Origin of the sequence: Mycolicibacterium helvum (assembly GCF_010731895.1) — a bacterium.
Lineage (GTDB): Bacteria > Actinomycetota > Actinomycetes > Mycobacteriales > Mycobacteriaceae > Mycobacterium > Mycobacterium helvum.
The window spans coordinates 4,286,612-4,299,735 of sequence record NZ_AP022596.1; the positions used below are offsets into that span (position 1 = coordinate 4,286,612).

The following is a 13,124-nucleotide window of genomic DNA, read 5'->3' on the forward strand; positions in this document are numbered from 1 at the left end:
GGTGTACCCACCGGAGGTGCCGGGACATCGTGCCGTGCAGGCAGCCTGGAGCAGCGACGTTCAGCGCTGTCTTCACTTCGGAGGTTCACGTGCTGATCCCCGAGCTGGTCCGACGATCTGCGTATGGGTGAGCGACGGTAATGCTAATTGACTGATTCAGTTCCTGCTATATGACTGATTCAAGCTGTGCTAATTGTATGATGAGCCCATGCGGTACGCCAGACGCATCATCGACGACGAACTGGATGAGATCTTCGGACAGATACCGGCGATCGCGATCGACGGCCCGAAGGCAGTTGGGAAGACGACGACAGCCGAGCAGCGAGTGGTCGGCCTGCTGAGGCTCGATGCAAAGCCCAACCTTGAGGCGGTGCATGCCGACCCGGGTCTGCTGTTGAGCCGACCGCGGCCCCTGCTCATCGACGAGTGGCAGAAGGTTCCAGAGGTTTGGGATGTCGTGCGGCGCGCTGTCGACGACGATCCGATGGGCGGCCAGTTTCTCCTTGCCGGGAGCGCTTCACCCCGCCATAGAGCGACGGCGCACTCCGGTGCGGGGCGTATTGGGCGGTTGCGCATGCGTCCCATGACGTTGTCGGAGCGAGGGATCGCGTCACCGACGGTCAGTCTCGGCGAATTGCTCACTGGGAGCAGGCTGTCGCTCGACGGGGTGACGGACGTTCGGTTGGCCGATTACGCGCATGAGATCGTGACTTCGGGTTTCCCGGGCATGCGGACTCTCGGTGCGCGGGCATTGAAGTTTCAGCTTGATTCGTATCTGCGCAACGCCGTTGATCGAGACGTGCCCGAGCAAGGGCTCGCCGTTCGTAAGCCTGATGCGATGTTGGGGTGGTTGCGTGCCTACGCTGCAGCCACATCCACGACAGCTAGCTACACCGCAGTGCTCGACGCGGCCACAGCCGGGGTCAGTGGCAAGCCGGCGCGTTCAACGACTGTCGCGTACCGAGATGCGCTCACTCAGCTATGGCTGCTGGACCCGCTGCCTGCCTGGGGGCCCGCGGGAAACCCGTTGGCGCGCTTGGCTCAATCGCCGAAGCATCACCTGGCCGATCCAGCGTTGGCGGCGCGTCTACTTGGCCTGTCCGTGGATGCGCTTCTCAGTGGTGAAGGCAGGCCGATTGGGCCTCAGGCTGGCGGCATGCTCGGGCATCTCTTCGAATCCTTGGTCACGCTTTGTGTACGGGTTGCTGCGCAGGCCGCCGAGGCCACTGTCGGCCACCTCCGGACACGCAATGGCGACCACGAAATAGATCTGGTGGTGGTGCGCGACGACGGGAAAGTGCTCGCGATCGAGGTGAAACTGGCCGCTGCGGTCGAAGATCGAGATGGCGCGCACTTGCGCTGGCTGGCCGACCACCTCCGCGGGGACCTGCTCGACGCGGTCATCATCAATACCGGGCCCAACGCGTACCGTCGCCGCGACGGCATCGGCGTGGTCCCGCTGGCGCTGCTGGGTCCGTGATGCGTCGAACATGACGTCTTCGGTTGAGATGAGTCCAAGCGACGCAAGGACAGGCGATCGTTCTTTGCTGGACCAACGAAGCTAGCTATACGTCGAATCGGTCGTTAATGGCCTGTTCACGGCATCTGCCCGGTCCTGGCGCTGTGGGCGTCAGAGGTTCGAATTCCCTTAGCTCCACTTGAAAAACCCTAAGTCAGATGATTTCGGGACACCGCACCCACCGTCAGTGCGGTGGCGACACCAAGAGCGCAATCCGATCGATGAGCTGCTATCCACATCGCCGCGACGGTATCCAGATTTTCTCAGGTTTCGCAGGCCGCGTGAGCTGATCTGACGTCCCAGCGCTTCGTAACCCCCTCCGACGCGGCCCGTCACCCCTACGTGCCCGCTACCGCAGGGTCGCGTAGGTTCTTGGAGAACCACATCCAAGAATCAACGCAGCATTCAACGAAAGCCATCATGCCCGAGGACCAGAACGCAGACGTTCCGCCCAATCACCTCTCCATTGATCCGCGCAGCGCCTTCTATAGCGAAGAGGTGCTCAGCCGCGACGTGGGTATTCGCTTCAATGGTGTCGAGAAAACCAATGTTCACGAATACAACGTGGCCGAGGGTTGGGTGCGTGTCGAGGTCTCTACCGCGAAGGACCGCCGCGGAAATCCTATGGTCGTCAAGCTCAGCGGCACGGTCGAACCTTACTTCCGCCTAGCAAAATAGCGGACGCCTTCGAATCCCCAGCTCACTCTTCACGGCGCGCTGTCAGTCACGGTCGTGGTGACAGACGGCTTCGAGCATCAAACCGAATGGGTCGAGCCAGAAGGTCGCGAAGTAGGGCGGCGGGTATTGCGGAAAGAACTGCGGCTCATGCACTACGTCCCCGCCGAGTCGTTGCACGAGACGATGGACTTCGTTGACCGCTGATCGTGATTTGACCATGAAAGCCAGGTGCTGCAGTCCGGTGCTCTCGCGCGCATAGCGACCGGGATCGGTGGCCGGGTAGAAGAACAGGTACGTCCCGGGCTTGCCTGCTGCGGGACGAAAGGCGAACTGGTCACCGTCGTCGAGGAACGGTTCAAACCCGAGAAGGGGCATCAGCGTTGTGTAGTAGATCCGGGCTGTCGCTAGATCGGTGACGTTGATCCCCAGGTGTCCAAGCATGAGCTATCGTGCAATCCGCCGCGATGGTGGTGCAACTGGCTAATAGCGCGTAGTTGCCCGCTTGGTCGAGGCTGCGCCTTCAGCCACCCCCGGTGCGACCGGGAAGACGGCGGTGCCGATGTGCGGAAACCACCTATGCAGCAGGTCGGGTCCCGTATACACAAATCTATGAACGCGTCCGCTCATATCGGTCGGGTAGGTGGGTTGGCCGTTGCGCTGGGCATTGGCGTGGCTTTGGCTTCGGCAAGCGCGGTGGCGTGGGCAGACGCCGATGACTCTGGCGCTGGTCACTCAACCGCCACATCGGCCCGCAGCCATGCGGGAAGCGCAGCGGGCTCGCAAGGGCCGAAGGCAACGGCCAACCGAAAGCCGAAGCTCTCGACCCCGGCGCAGAAGGTGACGGCGCGGCCCGCGACGGCATCGGCGAGCGCTGCTCCCGCCGATCCGGTGAACGCCGCCGAGGCCGCGGTCTCGACCGTGCTCGCGGCATTGGAAACCTCGTATACACGCGGCAAGTCGGGGAGTGGTGCGGCGTCGACGCCAAGGGCCGCCGCCGTTGCGGTGACCACGGACACCACACCAGCGACCGCGAGCGCGACCGCTGCGCGGATATCGCTGCCGGCCAACCTGACCGGGCTGTTCCAGCAGGTCGTCTACACCCCGCTGCACGCCGTGGTGCAGGCCTGGATCGTCAGCGAGGTCGGTCGCCAGGTCGACGATTTCATCAACGCCGTGGCGGGTTCCTATGTGATCGGCAACGGTGCGGCCGGGACTGAAGATCACCGCAATGGTGGCGCTGGTGGGTGGCTTCTCGGCGACGGCGGTGCCGGCTGGGGCAGCGACGTGGACGGTGTTGTCGGTGGCAATGGCGGAGCGGCCGGAGTGTTGGGCAACGGCGGAGCTGGTGGAGCCGGTGGCGCTGGTGCGGCCGGCGGTGCGGGCGGTGCGGGCGGTTCGTTGATGGGCATTGGCGGCACCGGCGGTGCGGGTGGCACCGGCGCGGCGGGTGCCGTCGGCGGGGCTGGTGGAGCCGGTGGCGACGGGGCAGGCCTGGTGTTCGGCATCGGTGGCCGCGGCGGTGCCGGTGGTGACGGCTCCGATGGTGGCCGAGGCGGTAACGGTGGCAACGGCGCCGCGTTCTTGGGCACTGGTGGCGACGGCGGCAATGCCGGCAAGAGCGGTGTTGGTGGTGTCGCCACCGGGCTACCGGCGCTCGGTGGCGCTGGTGGGACGGCGGGCTGGCTCGGCAATCATGGTGCGGTCGGCGATTCCGGCGCCTCAGCGGTCGCGACCACACCCAGCGGTTCGTTGCCGCCACTGTCGACCAGTGGCACATGGGTGACCACGAGCGACGGACAGGTTGTCATCCTGCACGGCGTCAACGAGGTGTACAAGCTGGCGCCCTACGAACCATCGGCCAGCGGCTTCAATGAAGCCGACGCACAGTTCTTGGCGGACAACGGTTTCAACGTTGTGCGGTTGGGTGTGATCTGGGCCGGCATCGAGCCCCAACCGGGGGTGATCGACACCGCCTATCTGGACTCGATCCAGCAGACCGTGCAGATGTTGGCCGACCACGGTATCTACACCATCATCGATATGCACCAGGACCTCTACAGCAGCACCTTCTACGGTGAAGGCGCGCCCGACTGGGCATCAGACGGTGGCGGCCGACCCAACAAGAACTCGGGCTTCCCGGGGAACTACTACGTCAACGCTGCGATGAACCACGCCTGGGACGCATTCTGGGGCAACGCCGATTCGCCGAATGGCATTGGCTTGCAGGACAATTACGCGTTGGTGTGGCAGCATGTCGCGAGCTACTTCAGTGGCAACTCGGCCGTTATCGGCTACGACATCATGAATGAGCCCTTCCCGGGCTCGAACTATCCGGTCGCAATGCTTGGCGGTTCGTTCTTCGCTGTGCAGCAGTTGACACCCATGTATCAACAGGTGGCTGCCGCCATCCGTTCCGTCGACGCGACCACCGCGCTCTACCTGGAACCGCCGAACCCCGCGGTGACAGAGGTTCCCACTCTTCTGGGTCTTCCGGTGGCGCTGCTGGGGCAAATCACTGACCCGAGTGTTGTTCTAGCGTTCCACAATTACTGCGGGCCCATCGGCGGTGTCCTGTGCACCAAGATCGCCAACACGCTTGCCGCACAGGCGCAAAGCTACTCGAAGCGCCACAACGTCCCGGCGGTGATGAACGAGTTCGGCGCCACCAGCGACGCTTCGACACTGACCAAGGAGATGTCGTCGGGCGACCGGTACCTGATGGGCTGGACGGAGTGGGCATACACCGGTGTGGGTGACATCACCGGATCGCCGAACACGGAGGGCCTGGTGTACGACCCTGCGCTCCCGCCGGTTGGCGACAACGTGAACACCGGCAATTTGGCGATACTGTCCGCGCCGTACCCGCAGATAGTGTCTGGCACCCCGAGCGCCTGGTCGGTCAAGAACGGCATTTTTAACTTCAGCTATTCGACGGCGAAGGTCGACGGCTCCGGCACCTTCGCTGAGGGATCGCTGAGCACGATCTCAGTGCCCGCGGTGCAGTACCCGAACGGCTATCAGGTGACGGTCAGCGGGGGACACGTCGTCTCGGCGCCCAACGCCGCTCAACTTGTCATCGCGTCAGACCAGGGCGCAAGCACCATCAGCGTCGTCGTGAGCCCGACCGTCTAGCTAGCGTTGCCAGCTGGTTCCAGCAGCAATTCGGCCACCCGAGGCATATCGAAAGCTGTTTCGGTGAAGCCGGTTTCGTAGTCGTCCGACTACGGGCGGTCCGCCTTTGCTATCGCTTCATTGACGACGGCAAGCGCCTCAACCGGGGGCAGGCCCAACGCTGTGAGCACGTACTGTGCGAACGCTCTTTCGGCGTGCGGGCCGTGTTGTCCGTCGAGGATCTCCCGGATCAAGGCGAACGTCCCGCCGATCACCGACGTCAGCAGGACACCGATGTCGGGCACCACGAATCGGCGGCTGGCGATTCCGCGCTCTACGGCGATCCGGGCGTGTGGATGTACGGCTGCGCCGAACAGGGCTTCGGAGTGGCCGATGTTGACAATGAGTCGCGCGAAATCCGGCTCGTCGTAGGCGAGTTTGATGACCTGCAGGGTGGCGCTGGCCACCACGATCGCGGGATCGGTGTCCTCGTCGATATTGCTGATGGTGGTCGACGTCAAGTCGGACAGGCTTTCGGTGATGACGGCTTCGAGAAACGTCTCCTTGGAGGAGAAGTAGTTGTAGAACGAGCCCAACGCGATGTCGGCTTGCTCGGTGACTTCTTGGATGCGCAGGCCGGGCACACCCTTCGTCGCGATCAGGGTGCGACCCGCGTCGAGCAGCAATCGACGAGTGCGCTGCTGCTGACGTGTGGTTCGCGTCGTCGGTTTCTCGTTGGTGGACACGTCACAGATTGTCCAATACGGGCGCCGGCTAGCGCCGATGCCCCGCGAAGTAATGGTGTTCGCGTTCCACGCACCCTTGCCGGTGACCGATGCGCCACCACCCACCTGAGTGATTGACTATTCACTATTGAAAAGTGATTCAGTCACGGTTACGCTCCGACCGACGGCCTCGCCGGGCTTCAACCGGAGGGTGTCCACGGGGCTTCTGGCCCGGCGGTCAGTGATATTCAGCGACATGCTGTGAAGGAGCGATGTGTCAGGACAGGAAATCTTGCTGGCGGCGCCGGCGATCCCCGCGCACCCCACGACGCCGATGCCGTTCGTGCCGGAGGTGGTCTTCACCATCTTCCTCGGCATACCTGTGCTGGTGATGGTTTTCTTCGCCGTCAAACACCTGGTGACCGGGCGCGGACCGCTGCTGACCTATTGCCTCATCGGCGGCGGCATCGCGTGCCTGTTCGAACCGATCGTTGACACGTTGGGCTTGTGCTACATCCGCCAGGGCGCGGTGACGACGACTTTCTCGTCGATGGGCCGCGACTTCCCGCTGTTCATCAACTTCGTCTACATCTGGTACGTCGGCGGCCTTGCCTTCCTTGCCTATCGCATCTTCAGCACTGGGATAACCCGAAAAGCGGTGTTCCAGCTGTATCTCATCGACGTCTTCATCAACATCTGGCTCGAAAGCCCGGGGGTGTTGATGGGTGCCTACGAGTACTACGGCCCTCAGCCGCTGAACTTCTGGGGATTGCCGTTGTGGTGGGTGTGCGTCAACCCGCTGATGCCGCTTACTGCCGGTGCATTGATCTACCGCATGCGCCCGCATCTGCCCGGATGGCGGCTGGCGCTTGTCATCGCATTCATCCCGATGGCTGACGGGATCGGCAATGGCGCAGCGGCGTGGCCGGTCTGGACAGCGCTGAATCGCGATTCGTCATTGCTGGTCAGTCACCTGGCCTGGCTGGTGACGCTCGGCCTGGCGCTGACATTCGTCTGGGTGCTGTCCTTCGTGGTCGCGAGGCCCGACGACGAGGTGTTGATCAAGTCGAAAATCGGGGTACTCAAGGCTGCGCTATTCGGAACCGGCGACTCTGCCAAGGTGCCGGCACCGGTCTGAGCGCGCGCGCCGGCCGGGCGGACAGCGTTCGCTCGGCCGGCCCATTTCCTCTGCGGTTAATCTCGTTCCGAAGAAACGACTTTGGCGACGACGGTAGCGGCAGCGGCTGGGGGAAGCCCCAGGGACGCGAGCGTGTGGCGGGCGAATGCCTCTTCTGCGCCGGGGCCGTGGCGCCCGTCGAGGACTTCGCGGATGAGGGCGAACGCCCCGCCGATCACCGACGTCAGCAGCACTCCGATGTCAATGACGATAAATCGCCCGCCGGCGATGCCGCGCGCCACGGCCTCCTCGGCGAAAGGATGCAGAGCGCGCCCGAACAGAGCCTCTGAATGGCTGATGTTGGCGATGAGCCGGGCGAACTCCGGTTCGGTATAGGCGATCTGGATCACCCGTAGGCTGGCCAGTGCCACGATTTCCGCCGGATCGGTTATGTCCTCGGGTGCGCCCACCGTCGTGGCGGCCAGCTCCGAGAGGCTCTCGGTGATGATCGCCTCGAGGAACTCCTCTTTGGACTCGAAGTAGTTGTAGAACGAGCCCAGCGCAACATCAGCGGTGTCGGTGACCTCTTGGATGCGCAGGCCCGCAACACCTTTCGCCGCAACTACTGATCGACCAGCGTCCAGTAGTCGCCGGCGGACCCGTTGACGTTGACGTTCGGTCCGCGAAGCCGGCTTGTCGTTGAGCGGCGCGCCGGAATTCTCCAATATGAATCTCCATTCATACTTGATAGATCATTCATGGGAGGTTATGTTAGCCGCAGCCAGCGGTGAGCTGGATCACGATTGAAAGAAGCGGCTTGTGACGTCCAACGCAGTGCCCACCGACCTGCACACTCACCCGGGAGAGACCGACCTGCTGATCCCGTTGCCCGAAGCCGGGGAGAGTTGGGATCCGCACCTCATCCACACGCACTATTTCGGGTTCTCGGTCCCCGAAGCGGCGATCGGTGCTTTCCTGTATGTCCGGTACCAACCCGCATTCCCGCTGTCGCAGGGCGGCGTGTGCGTCTTCCAGGGCAACGACAACGTCGAATACACCGACATGGCCTACCTCGACTACGAGATCACCATGCCGTGGCCGAAGATCGACAACAACACCATCACCACCGATAACGGGCTCACGATCGAATTCACCGATCCCGGCCGCTCGGCCCGTCTGCGCTATGCGGCGGGTGACGGTCGCATCACACTGGACCTCATCGCCGAGGCGGTCACCCCGCTCCTGGCGCGGGGGCACATCATGCCAGGCGAAGAAGAACACCATCATCTGGCTGATCTGGCTGATCTGGCTGATCTGGCTGATCTGGCTGATCTGGCTGATCTGGCCCGAAGGCCCGGTGGCAGTGAGCAATTCATGCACGTTACCGGTCAGCTTGTGCTGGACGGCAGGTCATATGACGTCGACTGCTTCGCTCCGCGGGATCGGTCCTGGGGCCAGGTCCGCGTGGAGCGCAGGGGCGCGGTGCCGATGCCGCCGATCGGATGGTCGCCGATGTACTTCGGCCCCGACCTGATCTTCAACCAGATCAGTTTCGAACCCCTCGACACCAAGCCGCGGTGGGCTGGTCTCTACGACGTGGGAGATCGGCCTTCGCACCACTACGCATGGGTGCAGCGCGGGGATGAAACCCGCGCGATCACCTCGGTGCGTCGCGACGTGCTCGAGTATCACCCCCGGCTCCACATGGCCACGCGTCAGGAGCTCACCGCCGAGGACGATCGCGGCGAGGTCTATCGCTTCCGTGGCGAAGCCATAGCCAGCGCCTCGATCCCGGCATGGCCCAACGCCTCGTTCCGCGACAGCGTCTACCGCTGGGAGGACGAGCAGGGGCGGATCAGTCACGCCACCTATCAGGAGATCTGGTTCGACACCTATCAGCGGGCGATGGCCGGCGGCCGGTCCTCGCTCAAGCTGACCAACCCGACGACGAAAGAAGCTCAAGAACAATGGCGCTGAAGAACACGATCGACACGCAGGAGGCGGCCGCCAGGCTGGCTCGTTGGTTGACGTCCAGGACCGGCGGCGCACAACCGGTACGGGTGACCGATCTCGTGGTCCCGGAGTCGGCGGGTATGTCCAACGAAACCGTGCTGTTCACTGCCGAATGGCCGGAAGACGGACAGGACCGCCGCAGTGCCCTGGTGGCACGGGTACAGCCCGACGGACCCGGGGTTTTCCCGGCCTACGACCTCAGCAAGGAAGCCAGGGTGCTGCAGGCGCTCGGATCGCACACCGATGTCCCGGTACCCACGGTCCACTTCTATGAGCAGGCCCCGGATGTCTTCGGTTCACCATTTCTGGTGATGGAACGGGTCGACGGGCAGGTGCCGTCCGACGACCCGCCCTTCACGGCCGGGGGATGGGTGCTGGATCTCACGGCAAGTCAACGGAAAAAGATGTGGCACAACAGCATTGACGTGTTAGGCAGCATCCATGCCGTCGACTGGCAGGCGTTGGGCCTGCAATTCCTGGATGACGCCGATGACGCCGTCCGCCGGCAGATCGACGACTGGCGAGGCACCTTCGCTTGGGCGGCCGAAGGTGAGGCCAACCCGACGATCGAACACGCACTGGAATGGCTCGCCGACCACGTCCCCACCCCGGCTGGGCCCAAGGTGCTCAACTGGGGCGACGCTCGGGTCGGGAACATCATCTTCGCCGCGGACCTGACGCCGGCCGCGGTTCTCGACTGGGAGATGGTCACCGTCGCCCCGCGCGAGGTCGACCTGGGGTGGTGGCTGTTCCTGATGCGCCATCACACCGACGGGATCGGATTGCCACTGCCGGAAGGCATCCCGACACGCGCGGAGACGGTGGCCCACTACCAAGCCGGCACCGGCTTCACCCCGGCCGATCTGGACTATTACGAAGTGCTGGCTGCGACGAAACTGTCGATCATCATGGTGCGCGCCGCGCACATGATGATCGCAATGGGCCTGCTGCCGCAGGACTCGCCGATGGCCTTGAGTAACCCGGCGAGCCAACTTCTGGCCCAACTCCTCGAGTTGCCCGCCCCGAACGGACTGTCCACCTCCTTCATCGGCAATAGGTGACCATGAGCACGAGACATTCCGCACCACATGTGGCGTCGCCGGAGCCCGGTGCCTCCGCTGCCTCCGGGCGAGGTGGCAGTGTGTCGATGTGGGCAGTTCTGGGGGTCGCATGGATCCTGTTCGTCGGGCAGGCATGGACCCGCTGGATCACCTCAGACAGTCAGTTCACCCCCGCGCCGATCCACGGTCCCGACACCTTTTCCGGCACCGCCCTGTTGATCCTGCGGGTCATCGAGGTGCTGAGCCTGCTCATTGCGGCGGCCACCATCTGGACGTTCCTGATTCGCCCGTTGCGGCGTGAAGGACGTCTGACTCTTGACGGCATGATCGTCATCGGGTCGCTTCTCGCATCGGGGATCGACCCGCTGATCAACTACTTCCATTACACGTTCGCCTGGAACGCTCACGCGCTGAATGCTGGTTCCTGGCTGGCGTTCTTCCCGCTTCACCAGGGGCCGACCCGCTACGCCGAGGGCCTCGCCTGGTTCGTCCCGCAATACCTGTACTTGGGGATCGGACTGGCGGCCATCGAGTGCAGGATCATCCTCGCGCTGCGACGCCGTCATCCCGGAATCGCCAACATTCGATCGTTCAGCATCGCGTTCGTGGCGATTCTGTTCGTAGACATCGTCATCGAGCAACTGTTCTTGCGTACCCAGGTGTATGCGTTCCCGCGCACCTGGGAGGCATTCACCGTATTCGCCGGCACTCCCTACCAATTCCCCGTCTACGAGAGCGTGTTCGTCGCCGCGTACGCGGCGGGTTTCACGTACCTGAGAATGTCGGCCCATGACAGCCCGGACGGGCTGCCATGGCTGCACCGAGGGATTCAGCGGTGGTCGCCGCGGCTGCACACGGCCGTCAAACTTCTCGCCGTCATCGGCTTCTGCGCGGTGTGGGCCGCGCTGAGCTACTTCCTCCCGTGGAGCTGGATGTCGGTGAACCCGGACTCGATCATCTCCCCGCCCAGTTTCATGATGCCCGGCTGACCGACGTATCCCCTGCAGTTCCATCACCAGCCGTCCAAGCCCGACCGACCCTACGAAAGTGATCTGCACAGTGGCTGCACCCTCAAGGCAAACTCAATCCCCGCCCCGCGAAGCCGATTTCGTCATCATCGGCGCCGGCCACAACGGCCTGACGGCGGGCTGCTATCTGGCCAAGGCGGGCCACTCGGTGGCCGTGATCGAGGCGTCTCCGACCGTCGGGGGCATGACCTCGACCAATGCCACTCTGCCCGAAGCGCCGGGACACCTGTTCAACGAAGGGGCAATTCAGCTCACCGGGATTTTCCGGCTCTCCGGTGTCGCGGAAGAACTCGAACTGCACAAGTACGGCCTACGGCAGATCTCGGTCGATCCCGCACACGTGCAGCTCTCGCCCGACGGTAGTTCGCTGGCGATCTGGAAGGATGCCAGTCGAACCGCCGACGAGTTGCGTCGGTTCTCGCCGAAAGACGCCCGCGTCTGGCTCGACCTCGCCAATGCCCTTGATCCGGCCATGGACGTCGTCGTCGCCTATATGAAGTCCCATCCACTGCGACCGTGGAACGCCGAAATGGGCAAAGCGGTCGCCCGTGCGGCCCGCCATCCGAAGCGGTTGTGGTCGTTGCGGCAGATGGCCACGGCATCGCACACCGAGTTCCTGGAAGAGAACTTCGAATCCGAGCTGCCGAAGGGAGCGCTGGCCGCCATGGCCGCGTTCTCGCAGATGCGCCTCGATATGACCGCCTGGGCGATGATCTATCTCGGCGTCGTGCAGAAGGTCGCCAACGCCATGCCGGTAGGTGGCACTGGAGCTTTGCCCGCGGCGCTTCATCGCTGCCTGCTCGCACACGGCGGGACGGTTCACACCGACTGCCGCGTCAGCGAATTGGTCATGAGCCAAGACCGCGTCACCGGCGTACAGCTCGAGAGCGGCCAGGTGATCAAGGCGCGCAAAGCCGTCATCACCACGTGCAATCCCGTCGTGACCCTCAATGAGCTGCTACCGGCAGGGGTGCTCGATTCCAGGTTGTCCGCGCGAGCCCGCGACATTCCGATCCGCAAGACACATGCGACATCGCTGAAGATCAACGTCGCGATCGACGGCGAGGTGTCGATGCAACGCCACGAGAAGTGGCGAGGCGACGGACTGGACCTGCGCAAGTACCTGATCGCTTGGCACACGTTGAAAGAGCAGGACGCGGGCTGGAATTCATTGGTGCGAGGGGAGTGGCCCGACCCCGTGCCCGTCAGTTGCGCGATCATCCCGTCGGCTGTCGATCCCACGCAGGCGCCCCCCGGACGGAGCAATCTGTGGCTGTGGTCCGGCGTTATCCCGGTGACGCCCGCTGAGCCGTGGGAAGACGTGCGCGACAAGATCGGCGACTCGGTGCTGCGCGACAGCGCGCTCTACTACGAGGGTCTCGACAACCTCGAGATCGGTCGCACAGTACTTGGCGGGCCCGACATCGAGGGCCGCTTCAACGCGCCCGCAGGCAACGTCTACCACGTCGACCCGCTGATCACCCGCTTCGGACCCCTCAAGCCCGCGGCCGGTTTCGGCGGCTACCGAACCCCCGTGCCAGGGCTCTACCTCAGCGGGGCCGGAACTCATCCGGTCGGCGGTGTGTGCGCACTGCCGGGAAAGCTGGCCGCGCAAACGGTTCTGCGCGATACGACGGGCTAGCCGGAGAATCGATGAGGAGCGCATCAGCACGGCCGGTGACTCGGGCGCCGTCTTGGACGTCACCATGCTGTCGGATGTCGAGCAGCGCGGCACTCTGTTCAGCGAATTTACGCACCGTTAGAAAATTGATCCGTACTCCGCGAAAGGGACGTTTGTGACACGTCGCCTGGAGGCCGAATTGACTGAATTGACCACGCCGGACGGCTGTGGTGGCGTCGTGAGGACTGCTG

Annotated in this window: 12 protein-coding genes; 8 read left to right on the top strand and 4 right to left on the bottom strand. The window is 63.7% G+C overall.

Annotation, left to right across the window (positions count from 1 at the left end):
- Nucleotides 1-208 precede the first annotated feature (208 nt).
- Both G6N38_RS20130 and G6N38_RS20135 read left to right on the top strand, forming a co-directional pair.
- On the top strand, nt 209-1,480 hold the full coding sequence (locus tag G6N38_RS20130) for an ATP-binding protein (RefSeq protein ID WP_163749810.1): 1,272 nt from the start codon (nt 209-211) through the stop codon (nt 1,478-1,480).
- A 459-nt stretch (nt 1,481-1,939) separates the two neighbouring features.
- Nucleotides 1,940-2,197 carry a DUF3297 family protein gene (locus G6N38_RS20135; RefSeq protein WP_163749811.1) on the top strand — a complete coding sequence of 86 codons (258 nt, stop codon included), beginning with the start codon at nt 1,940-1,942 and terminating at the stop codon, nt 2,195-2,197.
- A 42-nt stretch (nt 2,198-2,239) separates the two neighbouring features.
- On the opposite strand, the gene G6N38_RS20140 is transcribed toward G6N38_RS20135, so the two are convergent.
- A complete protein-coding gene (locus G6N38_RS20140; protein ID WP_163749812.1) occupies nt 2,240-2,638 on the bottom strand; it encodes a VOC family protein in 399 nt (132 codons plus the stop codon).
- 287 nt (nt 2,639-2,925) lie between these two features.
- The gene (locus tag G6N38_RS30800) at nt 2,926-3,207 is read right to left on the bottom strand and encodes a hypothetical protein (RefSeq protein ID WP_281357817.1); all 282 of its coding nucleotides are present in this window, start codon (nt 3,205-3,207) and stop codon (nt 2,926-2,928) included.
- On the opposite strand from G6N38_RS30800, the gene G6N38_RS31035 reads away from it, so the two are divergent.
- A complete protein-coding gene (locus G6N38_RS31035) occupies nt 3,200-5,329 on the top strand; it encodes a cellulase family glycosylhydrolase (protein WP_281357818.1) in 2,130 nt (709 codons plus the stop codon). The genes G6N38_RS30800 and G6N38_RS31035 overlap by 8 nt on opposite strands.
- A gap of 89 nt (nt 5,330-5,418) precedes the next feature.
- Here the strand turns inward: G6N38_RS31035 and G6N38_RS20150 are convergent, their stop codons facing one another.
- Entirely contained in the window at nt 5,419-6,054 is a 636-nt protein-coding gene (locus tag G6N38_RS20150) for a TetR/AcrR family transcriptional regulator (RefSeq protein ID WP_163749813.1), read from the bottom strand.
- Nucleotides 6,055-6,367: 313 nt separating this feature from the next.
- On the opposite strand from G6N38_RS20150, the gene G6N38_RS20155 reads away from it, so the two are divergent.
- Nucleotides 6,368-7,171 (top strand): hypothetical protein, encoded by an 804-nt coding sequence (locus G6N38_RS20155; RefSeq protein ID WP_163752138.1) that lies wholly within the window; start codon nt 6,368-6,370, stop codon nt 7,169-7,171.
- Nucleotides 7,172-7,227: 56 nt separating this feature from the next.
- On the opposite strand, the gene G6N38_RS20160 is transcribed toward G6N38_RS20155, so the two are convergent.
- On the bottom strand, nt 7,228-7,875 hold the full coding sequence (locus tag G6N38_RS20160) for a TetR/AcrR family transcriptional regulator (RefSeq protein ID WP_407662772.1): 648 nt from the start codon (nt 7,873-7,875) through the stop codon (nt 7,228-7,230).
- A 94-nt stretch (nt 7,876-7,969) separates the two neighbouring features.
- On the opposite strand from G6N38_RS20160, the gene G6N38_RS20165 reads away from it, so the two are divergent.
- From G6N38_RS20165 to G6N38_RS20180, 4 genes are all read left to right on the top strand, one after another.
- Nucleotides 7,970-9,127, top strand: coding sequence for a DUF7064 domain-containing protein (locus tag G6N38_RS20165; protein WP_246227342.1), 1,158 nt, complete (start codon nt 7,970-7,972; stop codon nt 9,125-9,127).
- Complete coding sequence (locus G6N38_RS20170; RefSeq protein ID WP_163749814.1) at nt 9,118-10,224, top strand: phosphotransferase family protein; 1,107 nt, start codon at nt 9,118-9,120, stop codon at nt 10,222-10,224. The genes G6N38_RS20165 and G6N38_RS20170 overlap by 10 nt, the downstream gene beginning before the upstream one ends.
- Before the next feature lie 86 nt (nt 10,225-10,310).
- On the top strand, nt 10,311-11,213 hold the full coding sequence (locus G6N38_RS20175; RefSeq protein WP_163749815.1) for a spirocyclase AveC family protein: 903 nt from the start codon (nt 10,311-10,313) through the stop codon (nt 11,211-11,213).
- A 70-nt stretch (nt 11,214-11,283) separates the two neighbouring features.
- Nucleotides 11,284-12,894, top strand: coding sequence for a phytoene desaturase family protein (locus G6N38_RS20180; protein WP_163749816.1), 1,611 nt, complete (start codon nt 11,284-11,286; stop codon nt 12,892-12,894).
- The last annotated feature ends 230 nt before the right edge of the window (nt 12,895-13,124 follow it).

What these genes read in the sequence shown, in the direction of transcription:
- G6N38_RS20155 (WP_163752138.1), top strand. Translation starts at nt 6,368, where the DNA reads ATGCCGTTCGTGCCGGAGGTGGTCTTCACCATCTTCCTCGGCATACCT.
- G6N38_RS20170 (WP_163749814.1), top strand. Translation starts at nt 9,118, where the DNA reads ATGGCGCTGAAGAACACGATCGACACGCAGGAGGCGGCCGCCAGGCTG.
- G6N38_RS20130 (WP_163749810.1), top strand. Translation starts at nt 209, where the DNA reads ATGCGGTACGCCAGACGCATCATCGACGACGAACTGGATGAGATCTTC.
- G6N38_RS20140 (WP_163749812.1), bottom strand. Translation starts at nt 2,638, where the DNA reads ATGCTTGGACACCTGGGGATCAACGTCACCGATCTAGCGACAGCCCGG.
- G6N38_RS20175 (WP_163749815.1), top strand. Translation starts at nt 10,311, where the DNA reads ATGTGGGCAGTTCTGGGGGTCGCATGGATCCTGTTCGTCGGGCAGGCA.
- G6N38_RS20135 (WP_163749811.1), top strand. Translation starts at nt 1,940, where the DNA reads ATGCCCGAGGACCAGAACGCAGACGTTCCGCCCAATCACCTCTCCATT.